The organism is Nocardia jinanensis (assembly GCF_014645735.1).
In the GTDB taxonomy this organism is placed as follows: Bacteria; Actinomycetota; Actinomycetes; order Mycobacteriales; family Mycobacteriaceae; genus Nocardia; species Nocardia jinanensis.
This window is the reverse complement of the sequence record NZ_BMMH01000003.1, coordinates 376,033-401,771: the sequence shown is the minus strand read 5'-3', so window position 1 is coordinate 401,771 and position 25,739 is coordinate 376,033. Positions and strand designations below refer to the sequence as shown.

The window sequence follows — 25,739 nt, the reverse complement described above, 5'->3', positions numbered from 1 at the left end:
GATTGAATCGTTCGATAGATCCATCGTAGGAAGTCCGGAGCGTCGGGGCGATCCTTGGTGCGTTGCCCGCGGGCATGACGTAAGCTCCGGATTAAAGTAGAACCTGTTCCAATTCCTCCGGTGAGGAGAGATCACCATGGCCATCGTTGAACAGCTGGAGCCGACCGCCGAGGGACGCCGGCGGCTCGAGCTGCGCAGCCCCGCTACTCGTGAACGCGTCGGCGAGATCGAGGTGAGCACGGCCGACGATGTGGCCGCGGTGCTGGCCACGGCGCGCGCCGCGCAGCCCGGCTGGGCCGCCCGGCCGATCGCCGAGCGTGCCGCGATCATTCGCGACGCGGTATCGGTACTGCTGGCCCGCCGCGACGAGATCGTCGAAACGGTGATGCAGGAGACCGGTAAACCCCGGGTCGAGGCGCTGGCCGTGGAAATGGTGCCGGCCTGCGACTTCCTGAACTACTGGAGCGGCCGCGCACCCAAGGACCTCGCCGACGAGAAGCGCCGCCTGCACGGCTACATGCTGCCGCTGAAGAAACTCGTCATCAACTATCAGCCGCTCGGTGTGGTCGGGGTGATCACGCCGTGGAACGGCCCGTTCATCCTCTCGCTGAACCCGATCGCACAGGCCCTGCTGGCCGGTAACTCGGTGGTCCTCAAACCGTCCGAGGTCACCCCGCATTCGGGTGAATGGGCGGTCAAGGTGCTGCACGAGGCAGGTGTCCCCGCGGATGTCCTGCAGGTCGTGCACGGCGACGGCGAAACCGGCGCGGCGCTGGTCGACGGGGATATCGACAAGATCTCGTTCACCGGCAGTGTCGCCACCGGCAAGAAGATCGCCGCCGCCTGCGCGAGCCGGTTGATCCCCGTCACCCTCGAACTCGGCGGCAAGGACGCGATGATCGTCTGCGCCGACGCCGACCTCGATCGGGCCTCGCTCGGCGCGGTGTACCTGTCGATGTTCAACACCGGTCAGGTCTGTGTCGGGGTCGAGCGGATCTACGTGGTCGAGAGCATCGCCGACCGGTTCATCGAAGAGGTGCGCAAACGTGCCGCCGAGGTCACCTATGGTGCCGTCGGCAAGGATGTCGGCCCGCTGTTCTGGGACCGGCAGCTCGAGATCGTCGAGAAGCATGTCGAGGACGCCAAGGCCAAGGGTGCCACCATCCTGCTCGGCGGCGAATCCGATACCGCCGAGGGCGTGTTCTTCAAGCCGACGGTCGTCGTGGACGTCACCCACGATATGGACATCATGCAGCAGGAGACCTTCGGCCCGATCGTCGCGATCATGCGCGTCCGGGACGAGGAAGAGGCCGTGAGAATGGCCAACGACTGCCAGTACGGCCTCAGTGGCAGCGTGTTCACCAAGGACAAGGCCAAGGTTCTGCGGCTGGCCAAACAGCTGAAAACCGGGTCGGTCGTACAGAACGACGCGTCGGTGATCTACGGCGTCGCCGAGGCGCCCTTCGGCGGCCGCAAGGACAGCGGACTGGGGCTGGTCAACGGGCGCGACGCGCTGCGCGGCTTCGCCCACCCGCAGCCGGTACTGCTGGACCGCTGGGGCCTGAAGAAGGAGAACATCTGGTACCCCTACAGCGAGGCCACCGCCGCCACGCTGGAGAAGACCATCGGTACCCTGTTCGGTAACAAGATCCTGCGCCGGCTGGTGCGCTGACCGGTGCCCCGGCCGCCCGCACCGTCAGGCGGCCGGGTGGTCGGCCGGTTCGTCGTCGCCCACGGCCGGGGACTTCCCGCGGCCGGACCGATAGCGCTTGACGACCTCCCACACGATCGGCAGTACCGAGACGGCCACGATGAGCAGGAAGATCAGGTCGACATTGTCGCGCACGATCGCGATCTGGCCGAGCAGGAAGCCCAGCATCGTGACCCCCGCGCCCCAGAGCACACCGCCGACGACGTTGTAGGTGAGGAACACCGAGTACTTCATCTTGGCCGCGCCCGCCACCAGCGGCGCGTAGGTCCGCACGATCGGTACGAACCGAGCCAGCACGATGGTGATCGGCCCGTGCTTCTCGAAGAACGCGTGTGATTCGTCGATATAGGACTTCTTCAAGATCTTCGCGTCGTCGTTCTTGAACAACGCTGTCCCGCCCTTGGTGCCGATCAGGTACCCCACCTGATCGCCCGCGATGGCCGCCAGCGGGATCAGCACCAGTAGCACCCCGATCGGTGCGAAGGGCTCGATTTCCGCCGATTTCGAGGCCGCGATGAGCCCCGCCGTGAACAGCAGCGAATCACCGGGCAGTAGCGGGAACAACAGGCCCGACTCGATGAACACCACGACGAGCAGGCCCAGTAGCACCCAGGTGCCGAAGGAGTTGAGCAGATTCACCGGGTCCAGAAAACCCGGCATCAGGGCAAGTTCGGTGGTGGCCGCTGCGACGGCTGAGTAACTCACCCAGCCGAAGATACCGCAGCAGAGTCCGTCGGGTTCATCCGGATTGCCCGATTAGTGAATATATAGCGAATGGGTAGCCGCTCAGTGGTCGACGGTTTGCCGCCGCAGAGTTTCCTCGATTGCCGCCACGCGCTCCGCGGGGATCCCCCAGGGTCGCTCCAGTCCCAGCCGGGAATCCAGATCCCACAGCACGCACTCCTCACCCGGCCGCGCCACCAGCGACCAGGCCACGACCGTGCGGCCCAGTCGGCCCGCCATATCGCCCTGCTCGGTGCTCGGCGTGGCAGCGTCGCCGTCCGGATAGTGGTGCAGGAACCGCCCGTAGGCGCTCTCGCAGAACCGCCCGTACCGCCGGGTGCACAGGATCAGGCCGTGCCATGCCTCGTCGACCGCGTGTGACGGCATCCCGATCACCTGGTCGTCGGCCATCGCCGCACCGCAGCAGCGTAGCCATTGCCGCAGCCCGGTGGCGACGAGTTCCCGCGGTTCCCAAGGGCAGGTCTTGTAGACGGCCTCGGGGAGTTCGAGTTCGCCGACCGCGCGCTCCACTGCGGCGGGGTCGATACCGCGGTGGCGCCGGGGCCGGGTGAAAGTGAACACCTCGCCATTATTCCGCCCACACTCGCCGGGCGTGTTCATCCATCAAACTTCCGGCCCGCGGACGGGCAGGACACCTCCCGGCACGCCCTGGTCCCTCGGCGAGCAGATGCGTGCCCTGTTCCCGCGCAGGCGGTGGCGACCGGGATCGCGGGTTCGGCGATGAGCGGGCCGGTGCCGAGGATGTGGAAGAAAAAGGTGAGCAGCGCGCTGCCGGACCAGGTGGCCCATGTGACGGTTTCCGGCGAAAAACGCTCTGTGTCAAATTGTTCTCCCCGGTACCGTTGAGTAATGGATCTGGCACCGTTGATCATTCTGCTGGCGTTCGGGGTGGGCTGCGTCGCAGTGGTCGTGGGGATCGTGCTGGTGATCGTCAAAACGAGTTCGCCGCGCGGCGGTGCGCGGACGCGGGCGCGGCGGCGAGGCGGATACGCCTCGTCCGGCGGTGTCTGGTTCGCCGACGGTGGTTCGGGCGGTGGCGGTTCCGGCGACAGCGGTTCGTCCGGTAGTAGCTGTGGCGGAGGCGGCAGCAGTTGTGGGGGAGGCGGCGGCGGAGGGGGTTGTGGCGGTGGAGGAGGAGGCGGTAGCTGACCGGTCCGCCGGTGAGCGCCCGAATCGCACCGTCCGGGTACCGTCCGACTGTTGGCTGTAACCTGAAGTTGCGTGTAACATTTCGAGTGAATGAGCCGAAGCGGATTGTGAGAGTGCACTCCCCGTCGATTGCCGACTGAGACTTCGCCCGCCGAACCGGATGTCCCGGAAGGTTTTCGGCGCGTCCGATTTATACCAATTTGGTATATGTTGAAACTCAATGGTTTCACACTGTATCGAGTGGATTCGCTGTAGGCCCCAAAATATTCGGCGGATGCGTGATGTGACGGAAGAAACCGAAATGGATCGTATTCGCTGCTCGCTGAACGGGATCCGCCGGACACGCCGTAGACCGTTCTCGGATGCGGCGCCATCTTGCGATCGTTACTGTGCGTGCCGTGGTTACCGCATTGGTAGTGCTCGCAATCCTGATTCTTGTTGCCTCCGTAGTTCATCTCGCCAGCCGCCCGCCGGAGGACCTGCGCCCCCGGAGAGAGCGGGCGCGGGTCGGCTCGGAGAGCTACTCCGACTGACCCGCATTCGCGGGCGATAGCACCACCACCGCAATCGGACGCTTCGTCTTCTTCTGGTACTCGCTGTACCGGCCATGATTCACAGCGTCCACCAACCCCCAGCGGCGCGCGTACTCCGGATCGTCGGGCAGAGTGGCTCGGGCCCGAACCGGAAACGCGCGCCGCCCGACTTGGATCTCGCACTCCGGCCGCGCTTTCAGATTCGCCAACCACCCCGGCGGCCGCGGCGACCCGCCGTTGGACGCGGTAACCAGATAATCGGCCCCATCCTCGGCGTAGGTCAGCGCGGACGTCCGCTCCAGCCCCGTCTTACGTCCCACGGTCCGCAGCAGCAGGGTCGGATTCCCGAACAGCAGCCGATGCCCCACCAGCCCGCCGCTCTTCTCGTACAACCACTGATGTGCCTGCAACGCCCGTACGAACAGCCCGGCCACACGCCCTCCTTTGTGCTGGGTCGACGATCTCACCCTATCGAGCCGCCGGGACAGGCGCCGCCGCGGCGACGAGCGACCGGGCCGGCGCCCTCGCCGTCCGGCCGGGCAGCCGCTCCTTCCCGGACCCGCACGATCCGGGGAACGGGCGCGGCGCCCGGAAAGATCTGTGAGAGGGAGTACCGCACCCAGGAACAGGTATCGCCGCGGTAGCCCGGGCGGCGGTAACGTCGCTCTCATGGTGGATGTGTCGAGTAACCCGCTGGGCCGGTTTCTGCGTGCTCAGCGTGCCAAGGTGACTCCTGCCGAGACGGGACTTCCCATCGTGGGTGGTCGGCGCGTCCCCGGTCTGCGCAGGGAGGAGGTCGCCGTCCTCGCCGGTGTCAGCGCGGACTACTACACGCGGCTGGAGCAGGGGCGCGAGCGCGCGCCGTCCGCCCAGGTCGTCGACGCTCTGTGTGAGGCGCTCCGGTTGGCGCCGGACGCCCGCGAGCACGTTTTCCGGCTCGCCAAGCTCACCCCCAGCGTGCGGCGCACCGAGGAAATGGTCGCCCCCGAACTGCTGCAGACCATGGATGCCTTCCCGCACGCGGCGGCCTATGTGACCAATGCCGCCTTCCGTGTCCTCGCGGCCAACCCCACCGCTGCGGCCCTGATCGCGCCCGTGCAGGGGGACGGCAATGTCCTCCGTACGATCTTCCTCGACAAGGCGGCACGCGACTACTACCTCAACTGGGACGATGTCGCCCGCGCGGCCGTCAGCGCGCTCCGGTTGGCGCACGGCTTCGTCCCGCCCCATCCGGAGGTGAGCGATCTGGTGTCGGGCCTGTACGGGGGCAGCTCCGCGTTCCGTGGTCTGTGGGACGACCAGACCGTCGCGGGTCTGACCATGACGCGGAAGTCGATCCACCATCCCGATGTGGGCCTGCTCCACCTGAACTACCAGACTTTCGACGTCCGCAGTGCCCCCGGCCAGCAGCTCACCGTGGCGACCGCGGCCGCGGATTCGCCCAGCGCCGACGCCTTGGCGCTACTGGGCGCCCTCCACGTCACTCGTCGTGGGGCCGCCACCTGAGCGTCCTCATCGAGTCCTGACCTCGTCGACCCATTCCGACAGCCGGGTGAAGATCCGGTCCGTGGTGGTGCGCCGCCCGGCTCCGTATCGAGGCCTGGCCCTTCGCTCGGTCCAGGTGCTGCGATCACAGCGTCACGATCCGGCTGTCGGCGATGGTTTCGACGAATCCGTTGCCGAAGAGCTCCGCCGGTGTGTGGAAACCCGGACGGTGTTCGCCGTCCAGCACCCGGCGCGCGGCCTCCGCTGCGGCCATGGGCGTGAATGTGTAGCCGTTCACCGTGTCCAGGACCGATCTGACGACCGAGCCGTCCGCGCCGGCCACTTCCACCGAAGCCTGGTATCGGGCGCGCCGCCGCTCCGCGGCGGTGGGGCCCTCCGGCAGCAGTGCCGGATCTCCCTCCGGGAAGGCGTCGCCCGATACATGCACGTAGGTGCCGATATCCGGTGCCTTCGTCGCGCGCCAGAGAGTGACCAGATCGGGCAGTGTCGTCGGGAAACAGGCCACGGGCCCGGCACCGAAGTCGAAGTCGCGCGGCTGTTCCGGGTCGTGTGGCACGAGTTCTCCGGCGACCCGTCGCAGGCACCGCGTCGTCAAGCCTTCGGCCGCGCTCACCGCCGATCCGCGTGACATACCGCCGGCGATATGGAGCGCGATAGCGATACTGCGGATCCCGTCCATTCCTTCGGCCGCGCGGCCGGCGAGGCATCCGAGCATGGCGACGCTACCGCCGCTGCCCGGCAGTAACAGCACACCCGCCGCCGTAGCCTCTTCGTCGAGTGCTTCGGCCAGGTGGTAGCTGTCGAGTTCGGCGGCGATATCCAGGTAGTGCGTACCAGTGCGGACGGCGGCCGTCATCAAGGGCTCGGCGGTCCGGGCGAAGGGGCCCGCACAGTTCAGCAGCACATCGATATCCGCCAGGGCATCCGCGGTTCTGTCCTTTTCGTCGAGCCCGAAGCCGCGATATCCGGTGCCGAGTTCCGCGGCGAGCGCCGCCACCCGTGCTTCGTCGCGCCCACCGAGAATCACCTCCGATCCCGCCGCCACGGCATATTCGGCAGTCATCCGGCCGGTGTAGCCGGTCGCTCCGTAGACCATGAGTGCAGCCATGCGATGTTCCCTCCTGTCAGATGTTGTAGCCGCCGGCCACTTCGATCGATTGCGCGTTGATCCAGCCGCTGCCCTCGGAGAGCAGATTCGCGACCACCCCGGCGACATCCTCGGGTTCGCCCACCCGGCCCAACGCGGTCCGACCGGCCAGCAGCGCCTCGAACTCGTCGTTCAACCCACCACCGAGCTCGGTGCGGATGGCCCCCGGCGCGACCGAATTGGCCCTGATCCGCCGATCGCCGAGTTCTTCGGCCAGATAGCGGGTCAACACCTGCAAACCACCCTTGAAGCTGGCGTAGGGCGCCACCCCGGCGGTCGCGACCCGGGATGTCGCACTCACCATATTGACGATCTGACCACCGTCCGCCATCACCGGAAGCAGCGTCTGAGTGAGGAAGAACGGACCCTTCAAATGCACATCGAACAACCCGTCGAACTCTTCCACGGTCACAGTCGTGAACGGGTGATACATGCCGTAACCCGCATTATTGACCAGGTATTCGAAATCGGTGCGATGCCAGGTGGTGTCCAGTGCCTGCCGGACGGCGTCGCGAAAAGCCGGGAAGGAAGAAACGTCGGCCACATCCAGTTTCAACGCGACCGCGGTGCCGCCGGATTCGGCGATCGTGGCGACGACGCGGTCGGCGGAGCCGGGATTGTTGTTGTAGGTGAGGATCACGCCCATACCGCGCGCGGCGCATTCGACTGCGGTAGCCGCTCCGATACCGCGGCTACCTCCGGTGATGATGACGACGGACATGTATGTCTACTTTCTCGCGTCGCGGTGGCCGGGGTTCTCACCTGTGTATCCCACCGGCGGCCTCCCCGACCCTGCGGATTTGTCGGTTCGAACCGAGTCAACGCCGAACGCGAGATCGGGAGAAGGGTGCGTTTGCCCGGGTGCGCCACACCCAGGCACGCCCCGGGCAGCGGCGCCCCACCGTGCTGCCTGCCCGCCGCGCACAACTCGCCGGAGCGGTTGGCCCTCACCTTTCCGAACGGGTACCATCCGGAACTTGCGGCCCCAGGTCGCTGCGAGGGGCGGTAGCTCAGTCGGTTAGAGCCGTGGACTCATAATCCATTGGTCGTGGGTTCGAGCCCCACCCGCCCCACAAATAGGGTTCTACCAGCGGAAACGCTCAACTCGACAGCCGGGTTGGTCCGGGACGACGCTGCTCTCGGGTACGATTCGAGCAACGCTTGCGCGCGGTGTCAGAGGACGGTGACATCCCGAACCCCCGCGACGCGCGGATCTTGCGACTCGAGGCTGGCAACCGCGCACTCAGCGAGCGACCGGTCGAGGTCAGCACGCTCGACGAACTCTCCTACTTCCGTGCACAAGCTCTCGTACACTCGGCCACCCGATACGGGAAATCATCCGTCCACGCCCGACGGCGGCCGCCGCCGGAACGTCGATCCCACGCCTGAGAGGGCACAACGCCCGCGTCGGTCCGCCGACGAGGTGAAAGACCTGAAAGACCTGCCGCCCGAGTACGACATGAAGATCCGAACCGACCGACAGAATCGAGCCGACAATGACATGGTCGATACCGCAGATCACCACCGGCGCCGAACGCCACCTGCTCGAGTGCATGCTCGACCGCAATCGCACCGAATTGATCCATACGGTGCGCGGTCTGTCCGACGATCAGGCTCGCTACCGTCTCGTTGCGTCGCGGACCACCCCGATCGGGCTGCTCAAGCATGCCGCGGTCGCCGAACGGATCTGGTTCCAGCACGTCCTGGCGGGCCTGCCCGAGAGCGAATGTGGCGGTGGCACGGCGGGGGGCGACGCCAGTTTCGTGGTCGGCGACAACGAGACATTGGCGGATGTGATCGCTGAATTCGAGCGCGCCAGTGAGCGTTCCCGCGTGGTCGCCGCCGACTTCGACCTCGACGATATCAAGACACACCCCCGCGTCGGCGACGTCAACCTGCGGTTCATCTACCTGCTGCTGAGCGAGGATTTCGCGCGTCACGCCGGCCACGGTGACATCCTCCGCGAGCAAATCGAGCATTCCACGCCGCTGACCGATATTCCCGAACAGCCGTAGTCGAATGGTTCAGTCACGCCGGCCCGCTGCACACCCTGGCAGGGGTCAGGCGGTGACGCCGAGCCGTGCCGCGAGCGCCCGCGATTCGCGCTCATCGAGCCGACCGCCGTGCGTGACCGGTTCGGCCGCCGGCGACCGCGCCGGCGGGTGACACCGGGTTTCGACGGGCGAGAGCTGTCGTTACGGTGATCGGCCCGGTCAGGCGCGGGGGATGTCTTTTCCGGCCGGGCGGTACTCCGGTCCTCGCGCGGTATAGCCGAGTTCGGTCGTGACCTGGACACAGGTGTGCACAATGCACTGACCCCGGTCCGGATTGTGGCCCGTCGAGACATACCTTCGACTTCGTACCCGCATTAGCCTTTGCAGAACGACTCTTCATGATCCGCTCGGACTGCAGCCCACCACGACGCACCGGGCGATCGAGGAGAACAGCGCCCGGCTCGCCGACAACGATATCCACTGGAGGCGAAGTGAACGATCGCTCCGTACACCGGTTACCGTCGCGCCTTCTCGTTCGCCGCCGCCTGGCGGGGCAATGCCCCGGACCGTGCGGACGATGATCGGGGTGAGCCGCGGGCCGGCGTCCGGTGATCTGTTCGAGCAGTCGCCCAGTCGGCTGCTCGAACAGCACGGCGCGCTGCTGACCCGGCGGATGTATAAGTGGTCGGCGGGTTTCGAACACGAACTGCGGAACTACTCGGGTGTGATCACCGGGATCGCGCGCAGTCAGGTCGACAACGACGTGACATCCGCCGTGAAAGTCTATTCCGTGCCGTTCGGCGCGGACCGTGCACGGCGTGCAGATCTCGATCGGGTACCACGGCACCCGATCACCGACCTGTCGGACCTGTCTCCGCTCGGTGAACTGGTGGACGGGGCCTATTCGCGATCGATGGACCATACCGCGCTGACAGCTGCCGTGGCCGGGCTGGAACGCCGGTTCGGTCCCTATCGGCTGAAACGAGTATCCCTGGGGCTCGATACCAATGACTTCGGTGAAGAAAAACTCTACTTGGATGCGGAAATCGTCGCCGACGACGGTGCCCATGCGGGGGCTGTGTTCCGAAGCTTCCGCCGGGACAGCCGAGGAGATCTGGTGGTGTGCAACGAAAGTATGCGGCTGAAGGAAGGGTATCGGAAGCAGGGATTCGCACGCTCGCTGTCCGCGTCACTCGAGGAGTACTACCGGCGTTGCGGAGTGGCCCGTATCGAGGTGAAAACCGAAGACGACGGCGGGCTGGTCTGGGCGAAGGAAGGCTATCAGTGGAACTCGCGCCGCGATCTGCTCGCCGCGTCCCTGGCGAATATCCGGACCCGTCTCGACGCCGTCGTCGACAGCGGGACGATTTCGTCCGCCGACAAGAGTCTGCTGGAGGACTATCGCGGTCGGCTTCAGGTGAACAGCGAGACCATCCCGACTCCGGCGGAACTCGCTGCGCTCACCGGTGATGCGCGCGATCTGGGTGAGCGGATCATGAAGGATTCCGTATGGCACGGCGTCCGCTATCTGTGAATATCTCGTGGCGGCTCGGGGCGGCCGCCGCCGGCCGGGCATCGACTCCGCTATCTCCTGGACGGACGGAGATTCAGGGCCGGCAGCCGTGGCGGTGTCCCGCCGCATTCTCGACGAGTCCAGCGGAACCGAAGCGTCCACGAGAGCTGCGGGATGCCTTGACCGAGCTTCGTCGAGCGGTGACCGGCGATGTCTCGCCTGAGGGCTCGATCGGCGTAGATGTGGCCGTCCGCGGTACCGGGTTCGAGGCTGCGCTGTCGGCACAGCGGTCCGGCGGATTCGGGGGCGTCCGGCTGAAACGCGCGCGGCCGGGAACGAGGTCCGGTCAGCGGTGGGAATTTCTCGTCCTGCCGAAATAGTCCCCCGGGGATAACATATTCTGCGGTGGACAAATTGTGCGCGACAATGCCACATCTTGGAGACCACACCGACACCGAGTGCGCAGCCGTCACCGGTGACCGTTCCCGAAGGGAAATAACATGTTCAGTACCGTTGTGAAATTCGTCGGTCTTCCCGTGGTGGCAGCCTCCGCTGCTGTCATGATTTCGGCGGGCGCGGCCTCCGCGCAGCGCAGCGATGCCGCTCCGCCCCGTGTCGATCTCGATGTCGTCGCCGACCAGTGCATGATGGAATCCGCTGGTTACAGCCAGTTCCTGGCCTGTGTTGTCGCGTCGCTCGAGTCCTGACGACCGGATCGGGTAGTGTGCCCGAACCTCGTGAGAGGTTCGGGCACACTCGGCTGTCGAACATCCAGGAGTGATTGTTCACGTTTCTCGTGGGGGACGCCTGTGGCGACGGCGGGTGCGAGTGTTCACCAATTCGGAACCGGGTCGAAGAAACCTTCCGGCTCGATTCTTATGCGCAATGGACTCACTAGGAATTACCGAATATATGGGCACGTGGCACAAATAGATAATGCGTCTTTGTCCGCACTGCACAAAAGGCCGTAGTCGGCTGATCTCCCGGTCGGAATCAGCGGTCGGCGATATCGGCCCGGGCGAGTACGCTGCTGAGCGCGATGACCAGGAGGGCACGTACGAGCCGTGCTCGGTGCGGATGCGGTCACGGCCGGATTCAGGTGGCGAAGCGGGCGATCGCGTCGAGGATGCTCGCCGACAGTTCGGGGCTGCCGGTATGCCCCGAGTCCTCGATGATCCGTAGTTCGGCGCCGGACCAGGCGCGTGAGAGTTCCCACGCTGTGCGCAATGGTGCGGACAGGTCGAGGCGGCCGTGGATGAGTACCCCCGGTATGGCGGCGAGGCGGTGGGCGTCACACAGCAACTGCCCGTCTTCGAGCCAGGCGGCGTGCGCGAAGTAGTGGGTGCAGATCCGGACGAACGCCAGTCGTGCCGCATCCGGTTTCGTGCTGTACTGGCCCGGCGCGCCGAGGGTTTCGTGTGCGATCACCGCGTCCTCCCACGCGCACCACTCCCGGGCCGCGGCTGCGCGCACCTCAGGATCCGGGTCCTCCATCAGCTGCCGATAGGCCTCTACGGGATTCCCGTCCGGGGCGGTGCCCGGGGCGCCGCCACGGAACCGCTCCCATTCGGCCGGTAGCAGCAACCGCAGGCCGCGGTAGAGCCAGTCGATCTCCTGTGGGCGGGTCGTGGTGACACCGGCGAGCACGATCCCGGTGACCCGCTCCGGATGACGTTCGGCGTAGGCGAGGATCAGGGTCGACCCCCATGAGCCGCCGTAGAGCAGCCACCGGTCGATACCGAGATGCTCGCGCAGCGATTCCATATCCGTCAGCAGATGTGCGGTGGTGTTGTTCCGCATATCGACCGCCGGATCCGATGCGTGCGGCAGGCTTTCGCCGCAGCCACGCTGATCGAACAGGACGATCCGGAACACATCCGGATCGAACAGAGTGCGCGCGCCGCGGCGGCCGCCGCTGCCCGGCCCGCCGTGGACCACCAGCGCGGGCCTGCCGTCCGGGTTTCCACTGGTTTCCCAGTAGATCCGATTATCGGCACCGACATCGAGCAGACCCGAATCGTACGGTTCGATTTCGGGAAAGGGCTGTCGCGCTCCGGAAGTGGTCACGGTGCCCAACGGTAGTGCGCTGTCGCCACCGAGATATCCGGGCGGTAGTCCGGTGCCTCGTGGGGCGGCCTACCCGGCGATACCACGGTCCACCAATTCGATATCCGTTCTGCGCCAATGCTTGTTGTACTTCACGTCGACGACTTCGAATCGTGTGCCGGGCGGAAAGATCACCTCCTTCTCGTGCGGTTTGGCAGAATATCTACCCAGAACCTTTCCGGTGCTGGACCGGATCTTGAAGTGCGTATTTCCGCCGAAGGCGCCACTTTTGCGCTTGCTCGTGCTGGTGAAGGCCGGCTCTGTGACGATGCTGCCCTTCTGATAGCGCGCCAGTGCGTCCAGGTAGAGGTGCGCGCCGCGGAACACTGTCCCGGAGTAGCTGCGCAGCTTTGCTATGGCTGTGCGGAGTTCTTCGACGAAGGCCCGGTCGGAGGGGCTGAGGTTCCCTGACCTGAGCCCCCTGCCGATTCTTTCGAAGAGATCTGTCCCGGCCGTCATTTTCTGTATGACACCGATATCGCGGTCTGTGATCCTCGAAGATTCGGTGCTCGGGTTCTCGTCTCGTCTGTTCCCCTGCGCCGATGGATGGGCGGGGCCGGATTCGGTTGTGGAGGAGTTCGACTTCGACACGACACCATCGCCGAGGCGGTCGGCGTCGGGCAGCTGCTCCGATTCGCGGACGAATTCGGCGCCCTTCCTGCTCATCCCGGCCGCACCGGTACTCATTCCCTGAGTCGTATTGAGCATGCGGTCACGAATCCGCCGCCCGAGTCCTGCCAAACTGCCGAATTTCAACACCACTCCTGCCCAATGGTGAGGATTCTGCACCACGGCCCCCCGTGGCAGCCTCGCCGGTTCCCGATCCTGGAGATTGCGGGATACGGGACAGGTGCGGTTCGGTCGGCCGATATCGCACACCCCCGGATACCGCGAGCGAGAACCTCTCAGGCGGCGTGGGCGGTATAGATGTGCCGGGCGACCTCGTCGCGCATCGCGATGAACCCGGGGTCCGCGCGGATCCCCGGGAAATCCGCTTCGCCGAGACCTGTCTTGAAGGCGGTCGGTTCGTCGTAGATGATCCGGCCCGGTCGCGTTCCCATGACGATAACGCGGGTGCCCAGCAGTAGCGCCTCGTCGATGCTGTGGGTCACGAACAGGACGGTCTTGCGGCGTTCCCGCCACAATGTCAGCAGTTCGCCCTGCAATTTCTCCCTGGTGAGGGCGTCGAGGGCACCGAAAGGTTCGTCCATGAGGATGATCCGGGGATCGTTGATCAGGACCCGGGCGATCTGGACCCGCTGCTGCTGCCCGCCCGACAGTTCATAGGGGCGCCGGGCGCCGAGATGGTCGAGACCGACGAGGGTCAGCAGACGGTCGGCCTCGAGCTGCCGCCGGGCGCGGGCCACGCCGCGGGCCCGCGGACCGAATTCGACGTTCTGCCGCACCGTCAGCCATGGGTAGAGGGTGGGCTGCTGGAACACTACGCCGCGATCGGGGTCCGGTCCGGTGACCGGTTCGCCGCCCACCCGGACCGTGCCGCCGGTGGGTTCCAGGAATCCGGCGAGAATGTTCAGCAGGGTGGTCTTCCCGCAGCCGGACGGGCCGGCCACACAGACGAATTCACCGTCCTCCACGGTCAGATCGGTGGGAGCGAGTATCGGGGCGGGCGTTTCCCCACCCGGGTAACTCATGGTCACCGACGACAGGGTCACCCGGTGGGTGGTGGATGTCATTGCGCCGCTGCCCGCGCCGCGTCCGGGTAGATGGCCGCCCGATACGCCTGTTCGCCGCCGACCTCCTCGATACCGCCCTGGCTCAGCAGGAATTTCGCGGTGTTGTGCAGGGCGCCGGCGAAATCTCCGCCCAGATAGTCCGGTCCGGCCTGCTCGGCCGCGGTCGGATAGGTGTAGCCGGCCAGCTGGGGCCGCACCTTCTCCGGGGCGATACCGAGCTGGGCGCCGAGCGATACCGCGGCTTCCTCCGGATTGTCACGCAATCGCCCGATCGCATGGCTCTGGACCTTTGCCCATACCGCCGCGAAAGCGCTGTTCTGGTTCAAGAACGGGGTGGTCGCCGCGGCGACGTCGAAGGTCGGGGCGCCCTGTGCCGCGGTCTCTTCGCTGGAGGTGATCACCGTGCCGCCCGCGCCGGTGAGTTCGGACAGTGTGGGGTCCCATACCCACGCGGCATCGATCTGACCGCCGGTCCACGCGCCGGGGATCGCGGCGGGCTGCAGATTGATCAGGTTCACCTGGTCGGCCAGTCCTGCCTTGCCGAGCGCGGCGAGCAGGCTGTAGTGCGCGGTACTGCCGAACGGTGTCGCGATCCGCTTTCCGCGCAGACCCGCGATCGAAGTCACCGACTTGTCCTTGACCACCAATGATTCCGATTTCCCGATCACATCGTGGATCCACAGCACCCGCACCGGCAGGTTCAGCGGTGCTGAGACCGCTTTGGTCGCCGGGCTGGACCCGAGGGTGCCGATATCGATGCTGCCCGCGCCGAAGGCCTGCACCACATCGGCGCCGGAGGAGAACTGACTCCAGGTGATCGTCGCATTCGGCAGGCACGCCTCCAGCAGACCGCGGTCCTTGACGTACAGGTCGGCGTTGGGGATGGCCTGGTACGCGATGCGCGCCGTCGCGGTGACACCGGTGTCCGGGGTGAACGGGCAGGCTGCCGCGCCGCTCTGGTCGCCGCTGTCGCCGCGTCCGGATTCGACACAGCCGGCCGTGGCGGCGGCCACACCGAGGGCGGCGACCAGCGCCGATACCGTGCGAAGAGTGCGTTTCATGCCTTGCCTTTCCAGGGGACCGCCACGTCGCCGGCCAGTGTGAGAAGAGAGTCGAGGACCAGCGCCGCGCAGCCGATGACGATGATGCAGGCGATGGTCAGCGGGGTGTCCAGCTGGGTGCCGGAGATATAGGCCAGTCCGCCGATACCGGGAATGCCGTTGTTGAGTTCGGCGGCGACCACGGTCGTCCAGGCGAACGCGGTGGCGATACGGATACCGCTGATGACCTCCGGCAGGGTCGCGGGCAGTACGACCCGCGTGATCACCTGGACGCGGCCGGCGCCCAGTGAACGGGCGGCGTGGAGATAGTCCTGCTTTACGCCGGTGACGCCGTTGAGGGTCGCGATCGCGATGGGTGGGAACGCGGCGAGGAACAGCAGCCAGATCTTCGATACGTCACCGATGCCGAACCAGACGATCAGCAGACCGATATAGCCCAGCGGGGGCAGCGCGCGCAGGAAGTTCAGGATCGGCTCGGTGATCAACCGGACCGGGGCCAGCATGCCCATGACGAACCCGGTCAGCGGTCCGGCCACGACGGCCAGTCCGACACCGGCGCCGATGCGTTGCAGGCTGGCGACCAGATGTTCCCACAGGTAGTAGTTCTGTTCACCGACCACCGTCCGGTCGACGCCCGCTGCGATCGGGTGCCGGGTACTGGCACGGACGAACGCGTCCCAGACCGCCCCGGGCGGCGGCAGATACAGCGGATCGACCAGCCCGGTCGCGGTGACCAGCACCCAGAGCGCGAGCACCAGTACGAGTGCGGCCAGCCGTGCCGCCACCGGCCGGATCAGTCGCCGGTAGCCGGCCCGGCGTCCGGCCGGAACCGGTTCCACCGCGGAGGTCTCCGCCGCGAGTCCGGTCGCGGTCATCGCTCATCCCCGGGGATTCGACCCACGTCGGTCACGACACACTCCACACTTCCGCCCGGCCCGGGCCACTGAGCCGATCGTCGGCGAACGGCGGAAGTGGGGACGGTACCGGTCGCGGTCGCCCACGGGCAGGGTTGCGCGCGGCGTGATCGAAAACCGGTGGCCGGGGTCAGGCCGGGATACCGCCGAGCGCGCCGAGAAAGCGCCAGGTCGTGAGCTCGTCCGCGTAGCCGCCGAGTTCGGTCTGGGTGACCAGCAGTTCGGTCGCGCCCGCCGCGACGTAGCGCCGCAACTGTGCTTCGACCTCGGCTTCGGTACCGATAACGGCCAGTTCGGCGGCGGTGGCGACACCTTCGCGGTCCAGGACCGCGCGGTAGGAAGGTATCGCGTCGTAGAAAGCCATCTGCTCGGCGGCGCGGGCCCGTGCTCGGTCGGGGTCGTCGGTGACCACCACCGCGACTCCCGCGATCACCCGGGGACGGGGCCGGCCGGCATCCCGGGCGGCGCGCTCGACTCGCGGCACGATATCGCTGTCGAGGGTGCGCGGCCCGGCCAGGAACGGCACGATTCCGTCGGCGAGTTCACCGGCCGCGGCCAGGGCCTGCGGGCCCATGGCCGCCACGACGATATCGGGACTGTCGCCGCCGGCCACAGCCGCCGGAAGCGGGGGTGCGGCGGTGACCGTTTCGCCGGCGAAGTCGACGGTGCCCGTGGTGAGTATCGAACGCAACACCGTCAGATACTCGCGCAGGCGGCGGATCGGGCGCTCGGTGGTGATCCCGAACGCCGGTTCCTCCAGCGCGCGGGCCCCGAGACCGAGTCCGAGCGTGAAGCGGCGGTGGCTGGCGGCGTGGGCGGTCTGCGCCTGGCTCGCGACGACCAGCGGGTGGCGGGGATTGATCGGCACCACCGAGGTGCCGACGTGCAGACCGGGAACGGCCGCCCCGACCACGGCCGACAATGACAGCGAGTCGAAATCGAACCGCTGCGCGAACCAGGCCCGATCGAGCCCGACCCGCTGTAGCAGGCGGGCTCGATCGATCACATCGTCGACGACGTTCGGTGCGTCGGGGCGGGGGCCGAGGGCGATTCCGATCGGTGCGCTGAGGGGCATGCCGGCGCCAACACCGTTGGCGGCGAATCGTATTCCAACTCGATTCACGGTGAGTCCGAACGCAGACAACCGCGCGTGGGACTGGTATACCGCCCGCGCGGTTCACGGTCGGGCGGTTGCCTCCGCAGTCGCGGTCTTCCGGCCGCCCTTCAACCAGATCGACGAGCCGGGTTTCTTCATCTCGCGCCGGATCTGCCACAGCGTGGCATTGCAGATCGTCTCCTTGACGGCCGCCGCGATCCGGCCGCCGAGGAATGCGTTCACCGGGGTGTCGTCGCGATGGGCGAGCTGGACGACCGCACCGCCGCGGCCCAGGCTGACACACGATCCGACGAACGCCTGGTCGATGGGTGCGGGTGTCCGGCCGGTGAGCCGGCTCGATACGGTATCCGCGGCCTGAGCGCCCAGCGGGATCGCGGCCTGGCAGCTCATCCGCAGCGGCCGCCCCGACGGTGCCGCGGCGTCCCCGGCCGCGATCACCCGGTCGTCGTCGACGCTGGTGAGGGTTTCGTCGGTATGCAACCGCCCCAGCGCATCGGTGCTCAGGCCGCTCACACGGGCCAGGTCGGGGACTCCGAAACCGACGGTCCAGATGGTCACCGCGCTCGGCAGCACGGTGCCGTCGTCCAGTACGACGGCGTCGGCGCGCACTTCGGTGACGACCGCGGTGCGCAGGATCTCCACGCCCAGCCGGCGCAGTCGCGTGGCCACCGATCGGCGTCCCGGGGCGCTGAGCGCGGGTGCCAGGACACCACCGCAGATCAACCGCACCGTCCGGCCGCGTTCGGCGAGTTCGGTGGCGGTCTCGAGTCCGGTCAGACCCGCGCCCACGACTGTGACGGGCGCGTCCGCGGCGGACCGCGCGATCGCCTCGTGGAGTCGTCGTGCTTCTTCGAGTTCGGCCAAGGGGTAGGCGAATTCGGCTACGCCGGGCACCGCCGATCCCACGGCCGCGGTACTGCCGACCGCGTAGACGAGGTAGTCGTAGGGCAGTGCGGCGCCGGAGGCGAGGTGGACCGTGCGGGCTCCGGTATCGATACGCGTGGCGGTATCGACCAGCAGACGAGTCCCGTCGCCCAGTAGTGAGTCGTAGCCGACGGTCGCGGTACCCGTATCGGCGACGAGTTGGTGCAACCGGATACGTTCGACGAATTCCGGACGCGGATTCACCAGGGTGATCTCGAGGTCCGGCTGTCGGCGCAGCCGGTTGGCCGCCAGGGTTCCGGCGTATCCGCCGCCGATCACGACCACATGGGCGCGCTGGTGGGGCATGGTGGCTCCGTTCTCTCGGGTTCCTGCTACCTCGGACGAGACCGGGCGGCGGTTCGTAACGCGGTGTGAGCAGCGTCTCCGCCGGTGTCGCCGCGTGCCGGCGCGCATATCGGTCGATACCCGCCCCGCTGTGGCCGTCGGCGAAGGTATTCCGTATGTCGGTGCCGCTTGCTAATTTTCGCGTCGAAGCGCAACGACGACGAGCGGGACCAAGTATGACCACGGCAATCACGACCTATCTCGAACTGTCCGAGGAAGGAGGATCAGCGCACAAGTTCTACGAGGTCGCCGTGGACGGCACCCAGGTGACCATCCGGTACGGCCGGATCGGTGACCTGGGGCAGCGCAAGGTCAGTTCTTTCGCCGACGCGCAGAAGGCGCAGGCAGCGGCACAGAAGAAGATCGGTGAGAAGGTCCGCAAGGGTTATGCCCCCGCGATCGCGGGGGCGCGGCCGGCACGATCGGTCACCCGGCGGGCGATCACCAGCAGTCGCTCCACCGCGCGCACGGCGCCGGTGTTGTGGACCTTCGATTCGGGTGCCGCGGCATTCGGTATCTTCATCGACGCCGAACGCTGCTGGGTCGGTAACGAGAGCGGCGATATCTTCACACTCACCCCGGCGGGCGAGGTCACGGGCCGGTTCCGGCTGCCGGACGCGGTGAAATGTATTGTCGCCGACGATTTCTGGATCTACGCGGGCTGCGACGACGGCCGGGTCTACGATCTGTCGGGCAAGGTGCCGCGGGCGGCCTACGATATCGCCGCCGATGTCGATATCTACTGGCTCGACATCCACGACGGGATCCTCGGTGTCTCCGATGTCCAGGGCGGTCTCACCGTGATCGACCACGAGGAGGAATCCCTGTGGTCCCGGCGCAGCGACGGTGATTCGGGCTGGATGGTGCGGATCGACGCGGACGGGGTGTACCACGGGCATTCGGGCGGGGTCACGAAATACGACCTGGGCACCGGCAACCACCAGTGGCACCGGGGCACCGGCGGCGCTGTGCTCTTCGGCTGGCAGGAATCCGATGCGGTGTACGCCGGTACCGCTCGTCACCAGGTGCGGATGCTGGACAAGGGCGGCCACGCCGACCGGACGTTCCAGTGCGACGCCGCCGTCTACTCCTGCGCGGCCTCACCGGACGGGCGCTATGTCTTCGCCGGCGACAACTATTCGTCGGTGTACTGCTTCGACGCCGCCGGCCGCCGCCTCTGGAAACTCGGCACCGGCTGCGGTTCGGCCTATTCGATGCAGTACCACGATGATCGGCTGTACCTGGTCACCACGGCCGGGACGCTGGCCTGCCTCGATGTGAGCGAGGCCGCGGTCCATGACGCCGAGCAGGGCGTACTGCCGCAGACCGTCTCGGTGAAGGCGCCGCGTTTCGAGGCGGTGGTCCCCAGTAGCACGGTGGAGGTGGTCACGGATGCCGGTGGCGGTGTGGTCGTCGAATGTACCGATGTGGGCGGGCGGCTGCGGGTCCATATCGTCTCGCCCGGCTATCGGCGGGAATGGAATGTGCAGTTTCCCCGGGATATCCGGCAGGCCGGGACACGCTATGTGGTCGACGGGGTGGCGGAATCGGCGCGTGGCGGATTCTACCGGGTGCGCGGTGATATCCGCCGGTTGAACTGAGCGTGGATCAGGCGCTGCGGACATCGCTCTCGGCGTCGCCGTGCTGCCCGCCCCTCTCTGATCGTGCCCGGTTCGCCGGGCCGGGCGATACCGTTCACGGCGGTGACGGCGCTACCGGAGACCACCGTCCACGTCGATGACCTGCCCGGTGATCCACCCCGAGTCCGGGGATGCCAGAAACGCGATCACGCGGGCGATATCGACCGGCTGTCCGATTCGGCCCAGTGCGGTCGCGGCGATCAGGGCGTCACGCTCGGGCCCCGGTGGCAGGCTGCCCGCGAGCTGCGCGGTCTCGACGATACCGGGTGCCAGCGCGTTGACCGTGATACCACGGGGACCGAACTCGGCGGCCTGGCAGCGGGCCGCCGCTTCGATGGCGGCCTTGGACGCCGCGTACGCGGTGCTCGTCGCGGCCAGGCGCCGCGCGAGGCCCGAGGAGATATAGATGATCCGCCCGCCGGCGCCGAGTAATCCCGCGGCCGCGACCGTGGTGAGAATCGCGCCGTGCACATTGTTGTGCAGATGGTCGCCGAGGTGCTGCTCGTCGATCTCCTCGGTCGCGCGGCGGGAATAGATCGCGGCGTTGTTGACGAGAATATCGAGCCGCCCCTCGCGTTCGGCGATACTGCCGATCAGGGCCCGGCGCTCCCGGTCGACACGAATATCGGCCGCCATCAGCCTGACTCGGCCGCCCGCCGCGGTGATATGGTCGGCGACCTCCTCGGCCTCCGCGCGATAGCTTTCGTCCTGGTAGTCGACCACGACCCGCGCGCCGCGCCCGGCGAGTTCTACGGCCGTCGCGGCCCCGATACCGCGCGAGGCTCCGGTGACCAGGGCGACCTTGTCAGTGAGCGGCATGGTCGTCCTCCGGCGGAATATTGCGGTTGAACCGGAACATATTGTCCGGGTCGTAGCGGCGTTTGAGCGCTCGCAGCCGCGGGTAGCCGGCACCGAAGGCACCCGGTATCCGGTGGTCCTCGTCGTAGTCCAGATAGTTCACATAGGCACCGTGCGCCGCGTGCGGACGAACCGCGTCCCCGAACCCGCGAGTCCAGGCGATCCGGTCGGCGTCTTCCGCGGGCGTATCCCAGCCGTTGATGACAAGGAACGAGTAGCCGGCGTGCCGTCCGGCGAACGCGCTGTCCGCGAGCGGCTGCCGGGCGACGGCACCGCCCATATGTTCCACGAAGACCTGAGTGAAGGGCGCGGTGACCGTGCGGCAGCGGTCGAGCACGGTCGCGCAGACGCTGTCGTCCAAATCCGGCAGGTAGTGTGCGCGCAGATGATAGCGGGCACCGCGCGGGGTACTGCTGTCGTGCACTGCTTGCAGTTCGCCGACCCCCATATCCCGGACCGAATCGTGGACCGGCCGGCCCAGCGGCGCCAGCGGCGCCAGAATCGCGGCCAGGTCCGCCGGATCGCCGGTGTAGCACAGCCCGATTCCGGTGCTGTGGGTTCCGTCCGGGCTTCCGTTGTAGTAGAAGTGCGTCACCAGTTCGTCGCCGGCGGCTGCGGTGATGGTGCGGTACGCGTCGAGTACGGCCGGAGCGACGTCGCCCGGGTACAGCATCATTCCGGCCGTCACCCTGCTGATCGGATACAACTGCAGGGTCAGTGCGGTGACTGCGCCGAAATTCGACCCGGCGCCACGCATCGCCCAGTAGAGATCCGGCTCACTGTCGCCGGAAACGCGTCGCAACATCCCGTCCGCGGTGATCACTTCGAGCTCGCGGAGGTTGTCGCAGGCGGGGCCGAATCCGCGCATGAGCCAGCCGAGCCCGCCGTGCAGGGCGAATCCGGCCACGCCGACCGTGGCTACCGACGCTCCCGTAGTGGCGAGACCGTACCGCGCGGCCGCCGCCGCCAACTGGCCCCACTGTGCTCCCGGTGCGACCACGGCCAGGCGTCGTTCGGTGTCTATCTCGACGCGGGTCAGGGCGGCGGTGGACGCCACGATCGCGTCGTCGGGCATGGATCGGGCGGCGATATCATGGCCCGCCCCCGCTATCGCGAGGGGCAGCTGTCGCCGGGCCGCGTAGTCGACCAGACTCCGCAGGTCCGAGGTATCGGCGCAACGGACGATACGAGACGGTCTGCGGTCCACGCCCTTCCAGATGCGCCTGGCCTCGTCGTAACCCGCTTGCCCGGGTGCGAGTACCTCGCCGCGGACGGGTATCGAGCTCACGGACACTGCTACTCCTCGGGGTTCGGGGACCGGTGGTGGACCGCGGCGGTCCATCCGATGTTCGGATCACGCCGCCACACCGTCGAGCAGTGTCGACCACGCTGCCGGTAGGTCACCAACTCGGCGCTATCGGTCAGCCGGACCACCGATAGGCCGACCGGGGGACCGGCCGCGTCCGGATTCCACTGCCGGCCGCCCGGTGAACGGCAGCCGTGCTCGTCGACCAGTACGCCGTCGGGCGCCATGAGGGCGGAAATCGTCTGTGGTCGCCCTGACCTGAGTGCGTCGAGCAGGCGGAGTTCACGATCGACGACGGCGCGATCGGGGATCTGTGCGCTGATCCCCGCGATCACTCGATCGAGGAAGGCGGCCGCGCGCTGCGGGGTCGCCATCGCCGACCACATCGCCCGCGGATCGTCGAAGTTGTCGAGGTAGGCGTCCGCGACCTCTTGATGTTTCGCGGCCGCGCGGAACACGTCGAACACCTGGTCGGGCGGTGGGCCGAGCGCCGAGGAGGTCCATTCGGTGACGTCCCGGCTCATCTCCCACAATCGGTCCGCCCACTCTCGGCAGAAGCGTTCGTCGAATACTGTCTCGTCGACGATGGCCCGGCCCAGTTCCCATGCCGCGGTGACTGCGAGATTTCCACCCTGCCCGGTGACCGGGTCATTGAGCACGGCGGCATCACCCACTGCGACCGCGTAGCGGTCCGGCCCGAGCTGCGCCCACGGGACGCGCACGGTGGAGGTGACCGTGCCCTGCAACAGATCCAGGGGACGTGTCAGCGCGAACTGCCGCGGATCGAGACGGTCGGCGATCTCGGTACCGGCTGTCAACTCCCGAACCGCGTCGGCGCAGGCTCGAGGGTCGTCGTAATAGTTACGGCCGACGAGATCGCTCCACGGTCCGTCCGGCACCGCCTCGAATGTGACGCCCGCGACCCGTCCGATCAGCGAATACACCGGTGTCTGAAAGATCTCGCCGGCGCCGGGGACGATTTCCAGATGCATGCCCATCGGATCGGTATGGGCGACACCGTGGAACAAGCCGGCCATCAGCAGCCGCGCGGGGCGGTCGGCACTGCGTTCCGGTATCCGCGGGAAGAGTTCGTCGCCGAGGCCGCGGCCTCCGGTGGCGACCACGGTCAGCGCGTGGTCGCCGCCGAATCGTGTCACCGCTGTTCGGGCATCCGCGACCTCGACCACGACGCCGCCCCGATCGCGGTAGTCGGCGAGCAATCGCGGAAGATACAGCCGGAAGTCGACGAATGCGGCCCGGCTGCGCAGATCGCCGCGAAAGGCGATGGGTGGATCCGCGCCGACGCGGACATGAGCGCAGTTCATTCCGAAATCCGGGAAATTCCAGTGGTCGACACCGAGCGCTCGCTCGCGCTCCCGGGTCCGGCCGAAGCGGCATACGTTGTTCGGCAGGCGGCCGTCGCGGATCTGCGCCGGGGTCCTGTCGGTGTAGAGGGTGACGGCCACCCCGTGCTGCTGGAGGAGCAGCGCCAGGTGCAGGGCCGATATCCCGGTGCCGATTATGCCGATGGTATTCGTGGCGTCTCCTCGGTGCGATGGGCGTGAACGAGCTGGAGATAGGCCTCGGCGAGGGCGCGGGTGCGGGGGCGCGTCGTCGGGTAGGTCGTATCGGCGATCTGCGCGACCGGAGCCACCCCGGATGCCGTGCCGGTGAGGAAGACTTCGTCGGCATCGGCGAGATCCGCGAGAGTTATGCGGGCGACACGGGTCGGGATCTCCATCCGTTCGGCCAGGCGCAACACCGTTCGGCGGGTGATTCCGTCGAGGAAGGTGTCGGCGACGGGCGTGACGAGCTCACCCTTCGTGACGAGAAAGATATTGGCTCCGGTGGCCTCCGCGACGTAGCCGCGGTGGTCGAGCAACAGCGCGTCGTCGTAGCCGTTGTCGTGTGCCTGCGCCAGCGCCAGGGAGCCGACGAGATAACTCGCCGAGGTCTTCGCCTGTGCCGGCGCCATGGTCGGCGCGGGGCGCTGCCACCGTGATATCTCAAGGCGCAGTGGTGGTCTCGGTCCGCTGGGCGTCGGCCAGCGGACGACCCCCACGGCGAGATGGACACTGGTGCCCGAATAGTCGATACCGATCATCTCCGCGCCGCGCCAGGCCACCGGCCGCACATACGCTTCCGCGCATCCGGCGGCGACCACCGCGGTATCGATGGCCGCCTCGATCCGGGCCACGGACCAGGGCAGTGTCATACCGATCGCGGTGGCCGAGGTATGCAACCGCTCAGCATGTTCGGTCGCTGCGAAGGCTCGTCCGGCGTGAACCCGGATGCCCTCGAAGACGCAGTGGGCATTGTGCAGTCCGAAACTGAGGACCGGAAGGGTGGCTTCGGCGGGGTCGACCAGTTCACCGTCCAGCCATATCGCCGCCACGGCGCCCGCTGTCGCCAGGCCGCTCATCCGGCACCGCCGGGCAGCAGCACGGCGGCGGCGCGGCCCCGGCGCCCGGTAGTCGACGCCAGTTCGCGCAGCGGCCGGTCGATCGCGGCCCGCGCGGCCTCGCGCAGCGGGCCGGCTCCCGATTCCGCGGGATCCGCGTCGTCGACGTGGATCAGCGCATTGGCCACCACATGGAATCGATTCGCTCCCAGATCCAGTTTCACGCGTTCGGCGCCGCGGCCGAGGGCGAACCGGTGGATACCGTGCGCCTGCCCCCAGTGGTAGATGCGATACAGCGCGGTCGCGTACAGGTTCTGTGCGGACGGCACGGTCGCGTGGTCGATCCCGTGCACGAGCACATCGAGCGTATCGAGGTGGCTGCCGCGCAGAGCCAGGACCGCCTGGACCGGTGCACCGCCGGATCCGCGGCGCCGGAAGACGCACAATCGATCACCCAGTGCCGAGGCGGCGAGATCTCGCAGAATCGGGAGTGCGAAATGGTTGTGCCGGTGCCCGTACTTGGCCAGGTTCATCCGATGCAGCCGGTCGAACGAGACCAGCACCTCGTCGTCGATATCGGTGCCCGTGAACACCTCCCAGGTGTAGTGTTCGTCGGCTCGGCGGACGAGCCGTCGCAGATCGCGGAACCGTGCTCCGCCCAGCAGGGTCCGCAGGTCCCGGTCGACCTCGCCGGCCGGAACATAGTCGGCCTCGAGGAACCATGGCAGCAGCGTGGCGCCGTGATCTGCGAGCTCGTCGGCCGCATCGAGACGGAGCACCGGATACAGCACCCACCGCGCCCCGAGTCGGCGCGCGGCGTCGCGGTCTGCCCGCAGGTCGGCGAGTCCGGGGATTGCCGTATGCGGTTGATAGAAGAACCCGCGGGTGACGAGCGCGCGGTCGTGATCCAGGCCCGCGCCGATGCCCAGGGTGTCGACCACCGCGCGCCAGTGCACGATTCGCCCGAGGGGGACATCACCGGCCGGAGTGTCATAGAGCCGCCGCCACGCTCGCCGCCACTGTTCGGTGTCGGCGTGCGCACCCGGTGGGTGCGTCATCGTGGTCCGCGTCCGCGG

At 67.4% G+C, this 25,739-nt stretch carries 24 protein-coding genes and 1 tRNA gene; 8 read left to right on the top strand and 17 right to left on the bottom strand.

Features of this window, described 5'->3' with window-relative positions:
• The first annotated feature begins 136 nt into the window (after nt 1–136).
• Entirely contained in the window at nt 137–1,672 is a 1,536-nt protein-coding gene (locus IEY68_RS10695; RefSeq protein WP_058854221.1) for an aldehyde dehydrogenase family protein, read from the top strand.
• Nucleotides 1,673–1,696: 24 nt separating this feature from the next.
• Here the strand turns inward: IEY68_RS10695 and IEY68_RS10690 are convergent, their stop codons facing one another.
• Both IEY68_RS10690 and IEY68_RS10685 read right to left on the bottom strand, forming a co-directional pair.
• Nucleotides 1,697–2,371, bottom strand: coding sequence for a VTT domain-containing protein (locus IEY68_RS10690; RefSeq protein ID WP_082681242.1), 675 nt, complete (start codon nt 2,369–2,371; stop codon nt 1,697–1,699).
• Nucleotides 2,372–2,497: 126 nt separating this feature from the next.
• The gene (locus IEY68_RS10685; RefSeq protein WP_058854264.1) at nt 2,498–3,016 is read right to left on the bottom strand and encodes a UCP032817 domain-containing protein; all 519 of its coding nucleotides are present in this window, start codon (nt 3,014–3,016) and stop codon (nt 2,498–2,500) included.
• A 288-nt stretch (nt 3,017–3,304) separates the two neighbouring features.
• Here IEY68_RS10685 and IEY68_RS10680 point away from each other — a divergent pair, with 288 nt between their 5' ends.
• Entirely contained in the window at nt 3,305–3,604 is a 300-nt protein-coding gene (locus IEY68_RS10680; RefSeq protein ID WP_199804906.1) for a hypothetical protein, read from the top strand.
• A 520-nt stretch (nt 3,605–4,124) separates the two neighbouring features.
• On the opposite strand, the gene IEY68_RS10675 is transcribed toward IEY68_RS10680, so the two are convergent.
• Nucleotides 4,125–4,571 (bottom strand): nitroreductase family deazaflavin-dependent oxidoreductase, encoded by a 447-nt coding sequence (locus tag IEY68_RS10675; RefSeq protein ID WP_058854223.1) that lies wholly within the window; start codon nt 4,569–4,571, stop codon nt 4,125–4,127.
• 235 nt (nt 4,572–4,806) lie between these two features.
• Between IEY68_RS10675 and IEY68_RS10670 the strand changes: the two genes are divergently transcribed.
• Complete coding sequence (locus tag IEY68_RS10670; RefSeq protein WP_058854224.1) at nt 4,807–5,643, top strand: helix-turn-helix transcriptional regulator; 837 nt, start codon at nt 4,807–4,809, stop codon at nt 5,641–5,643.
• Nucleotides 5,644–5,767: 124 nt separating this feature from the next.
• Here IEY68_RS10670 and IEY68_RS10665 read toward each other — a convergent pair whose 3' ends face one another.
• Both IEY68_RS10665 and IEY68_RS10660 read right to left on the bottom strand, forming a co-directional pair.
• Nucleotides 5,768–6,751 (bottom strand): saccharopine dehydrogenase family protein, encoded by a 984-nt coding sequence (locus IEY68_RS10665; protein WP_058854225.1) that lies wholly within the window; start codon nt 6,749–6,751, stop codon nt 5,768–5,770.
• Nucleotides 6,752–6,767: 16 nt separating this feature from the next.
• Complete coding sequence (locus tag IEY68_RS10660; protein ID WP_058854226.1) at nt 6,768–7,511, bottom strand: SDR family NAD(P)-dependent oxidoreductase; 744 nt, start codon at nt 7,509–7,511, stop codon at nt 6,768–6,770.
• Between the two features lie 278 nt (nt 7,512–7,789).
• Between IEY68_RS10660 and IEY68_RS10655 the strand changes: the two genes are divergently transcribed.
• From IEY68_RS10655 to IEY68_RS10640, 4 genes are all read left to right on the top strand, one after another.
• Nucleotides 7,790–7,863 (top strand) — tRNA-Ile (locus tag IEY68_RS10655).
• Between the two features lie 423 nt (nt 7,864–8,286).
• Nucleotides 8,287–8,805, top strand: a complete 519-nt coding sequence (locus tag IEY68_RS10650) for a DinB family protein (RefSeq protein WP_058854227.1) — start codon at nt 8,287–8,289, stop codon at nt 8,803–8,805.
• Nucleotides 8,806–9,118: 313 nt separating this feature from the next.
• The gene (locus IEY68_RS10645; RefSeq protein WP_189094201.1) at nt 9,119–10,318 is read left to right on the top strand and encodes a GNAT family protein; all 1,200 of its coding nucleotides are present in this window, start codon (nt 9,119–9,121) and stop codon (nt 10,316–10,318) included.
• A 479-nt stretch (nt 10,319–10,797) separates the two neighbouring features.
• Nucleotides 10,798–11,004: a hypothetical protein gene (locus IEY68_RS10640; protein WP_058854230.1), complete on the top strand. Its 207-nt coding sequence runs from the start codon at nt 10,798–10,800 to the stop codon at nt 11,002–11,004.
• 388 nt (nt 11,005–11,392) lie between these two features.
• Here the strand turns inward: IEY68_RS10640 and pip are convergent, their stop codons facing one another.
• From pip to IEY68_RS10605, 7 genes are all read right to left on the bottom strand, one after another.
• The gene (pip, locus tag IEY68_RS10635; RefSeq protein WP_229718702.1) at nt 11,393–12,364 is read right to left on the bottom strand and encodes a prolyl aminopeptidase; all 972 of its coding nucleotides are present in this window, start codon (nt 12,362–12,364) and stop codon (nt 11,393–11,395) included.
• A 69-nt stretch (nt 12,365–12,433) separates the two neighbouring features.
• A complete protein-coding gene (locus IEY68_RS10630; protein WP_058854232.1) occupies nt 12,434–13,090 on the bottom strand; it encodes an ADP-ribosyltransferase domain-containing protein in 657 nt (218 codons plus the stop codon).
• 218 nt (nt 13,091–13,308) lie between these two features.
• Nucleotides 13,309–14,097: an ABC transporter ATP-binding protein gene (locus tag IEY68_RS10625; protein WP_058854233.1), complete on the bottom strand. Its 789-nt coding sequence runs from the start codon at nt 14,095–14,097 to the stop codon at nt 13,309–13,311.
• Nucleotides 14,094–15,158 carry a taurine ABC transporter substrate-binding protein gene (locus tag IEY68_RS10620; RefSeq protein WP_058854234.1) on the bottom strand — a complete coding sequence of 355 codons (1,065 nt, stop codon included), beginning with the start codon at nt 15,156–15,158 and terminating at the stop codon, nt 14,094–14,096. Before IEY68_RS10620 ends, IEY68_RS10625 begins: the two co-directional genes overlap by 4 nt.
• Complete coding sequence (locus IEY68_RS10615; RefSeq protein WP_082681244.1) at nt 15,155–16,033, bottom strand: ABC transporter permease; 879 nt, start codon at nt 16,031–16,033, stop codon at nt 15,155–15,157. The genes IEY68_RS10620 and IEY68_RS10615 overlap by 4 nt, the downstream gene beginning before the upstream one ends.
• A 169-nt stretch (nt 16,034–16,202) precedes the next feature.
• Nucleotides 16,203–17,147 carry a TIGR03564 family F420-dependent LLM class oxidoreductase gene (locus IEY68_RS10610; RefSeq protein ID WP_058854235.1) on the bottom strand — a complete coding sequence of 315 codons (945 nt, stop codon included), beginning with the start codon at nt 17,145–17,147 and terminating at the stop codon, nt 16,203–16,205.
• A 102-nt stretch (nt 17,148–17,249) separates the two neighbouring features.
• Nucleotides 17,250–18,419, bottom strand: a complete 1,170-nt coding sequence (locus IEY68_RS10605) for an NAD(P)/FAD-dependent oxidoreductase (protein WP_058854236.1) — start codon at nt 18,417–18,419, stop codon at nt 17,250–17,252.
• 215 nt (nt 18,420–18,634) lie between these two features.
• Between IEY68_RS10605 and IEY68_RS10600 the strand changes: the two genes are divergently transcribed.
• A complete protein-coding gene (locus tag IEY68_RS10600) occupies nt 18,635–20,059 on the top strand; it encodes a WGR domain-containing protein (RefSeq protein WP_058854237.1) in 1,425 nt (474 codons plus the stop codon).
• 111 nt (nt 20,060–20,170) lie between these two features.
• On the opposite strand, the gene IEY68_RS10595 is transcribed toward IEY68_RS10600, so the two are convergent.
• From IEY68_RS10595 to IEY68_RS10575, 5 genes are read right to left on the bottom strand one after another with little or no spacing between them, the layout of a single operon-like run.
• Nucleotides 20,171–20,917, bottom strand: coding sequence for an SDR family NAD(P)-dependent oxidoreductase (locus IEY68_RS10595; protein WP_058854238.1), 747 nt, complete (start codon nt 20,915–20,917; stop codon nt 20,171–20,173).
• Nucleotides 20,904–22,244, bottom strand: a complete 1,341-nt coding sequence (locus tag IEY68_RS10590; RefSeq protein ID WP_189094200.1) for an FAD-binding oxidoreductase — start codon at nt 22,242–22,244, stop codon at nt 20,904–20,906. Before IEY68_RS10590 ends, IEY68_RS10595 begins: the two co-directional genes overlap by 14 nt.
• A gap of 8 nt (nt 22,245–22,252) precedes the next feature.
• The gene (locus IEY68_RS10585; RefSeq protein WP_058854240.1) at nt 22,253–23,728 is read right to left on the bottom strand and encodes a styrene monooxygenase/indole monooxygenase family protein; all 1,476 of its coding nucleotides are present in this window, start codon (nt 23,726–23,728) and stop codon (nt 22,253–22,255) included.
• Nucleotides 23,729–23,781: 53 nt separating this feature from the next.
• A complete protein-coding gene (locus tag IEY68_RS10580) occupies nt 23,782–24,684 on the bottom strand; it encodes an aminotransferase class IV (protein WP_058854241.1) in 903 nt (300 codons plus the stop codon).
• A complete protein-coding gene (locus IEY68_RS10575) occupies nt 24,681–25,721 on the bottom strand; it encodes a GNAT family N-acetyltransferase (protein WP_189094199.1) in 1,041 nt (346 codons plus the stop codon). Before IEY68_RS10575 ends, IEY68_RS10580 begins: the two co-directional genes overlap by 4 nt.
• Between the last annotated feature and the right edge of the window lie 18 nt (nt 25,722–25,739).

Bases quoted from the DNA above. Each gene is read 5' to 3' on its own strand.
- IEY68_RS10580 (WP_058854241.1), bottom strand. From the start codon at position 24,684: ATGAGCGGCCTGGCGACAGCGGGCGCCGTGGCGGCGATATGGCTGGAC.
- IEY68_RS10600 (WP_058854237.1), top strand. From the start codon at position 18,635: ATGACCACGGCAATCACGACCTATCTCGAACTGTCCGAGGAAGGAGGA.
- IEY68_RS10665 (WP_058854225.1), bottom strand. From the start codon at position 6,751: ATGGCTGCACTCATGGTCTACGGAGCGACCGGCTACACCGGCCGGATG.
- IEY68_RS10595 (WP_058854238.1), bottom strand. From the start codon at position 20,917: ATGCCGCTCACTGACAAGGTCGCCCTGGTCACCGGAGCCTCGCGCGGT.
- IEY68_RS10615 (WP_082681244.1), bottom strand. From the start codon at position 16,033: ATGACCGCGACCGGACTCGCGGCGGAGACCTCCGCGGTGGAACCGGTT.
- IEY68_RS10680 (WP_199804906.1), top strand. From the start codon at position 3,305: ATGGATCTGGCACCGTTGATCATTCTGCTGGCGTTCGGGGTGGGCTGC.
- IEY68_RS10670 (WP_058854224.1), top strand. From the start codon at position 4,807: ATGGTGGATGTGTCGAGTAACCCGCTGGGCCGGTTTCTGCGTGCTCAG.
- IEY68_RS10605 (WP_058854236.1), bottom strand. From the start codon at position 18,419: ATGCCCCACCAGCGCGCCCATGTGGTCGTGATCGGCGGCGGATACGCC.
- IEY68_RS10575 (WP_189094199.1), bottom strand. From the start codon at position 25,721: ATGACGCACCCACCGGGTGCGCACGCCGACACCGAACAGTGGCGGCGA.
- IEY68_RS10640 (WP_058854230.1), top strand. From the start codon at position 10,798: ATGTTCAGTACCGTTGTGAAATTCGTCGGTCTTCCCGTGGTGGCAGCC.
- IEY68_RS10625 (WP_058854233.1), bottom strand. From the start codon at position 14,097: ATGACATCCACCACCCACCGGGTGACCCTGTCGTCGGTGACCATGAGT.
- IEY68_RS10695 (WP_058854221.1), top strand. From the start codon at position 137: ATGGCCATCGTTGAACAGCTGGAGCCGACCGCCGAGGGACGCCGGCGG.
- IEY68_RS10690 (WP_082681242.1), bottom strand. From the start codon at position 2,371: ATGCCGGGTTTTCTGGACCCGGTGAATCTGCTCAACTCCTTCGGCACC.
- IEY68_RS10620 (WP_058854234.1), bottom strand. From the start codon at position 15,158: ATGAAACGCACTCTTCGCACGGTATCGGCGCTGGTCGCCGCCCTCGGT.
- IEY68_RS10630 (WP_058854232.1), bottom strand. From the start codon at position 13,090: ATGAGTACCGGTGCGGCCGGGATGAGCAGGAAGGGCGCCGAATTCGTC.
- IEY68_RS10610 (WP_058854235.1), bottom strand. From the start codon at position 17,147: ATGCCCCTCAGCGCACCGATCGGAATCGCCCTCGGCCCCCGCCCCGAC.
- IEY68_RS10660 (WP_058854226.1), bottom strand. From the start codon at position 7,511: ATGTCCGTCGTCATCATCACCGGAGGTAGCCGCGGTATCGGAGCGGCT.
- IEY68_RS10650 (WP_058854227.1), top strand. From the start codon at position 8,287: ATGACATGGTCGATACCGCAGATCACCACCGGCGCCGAACGCCACCTG.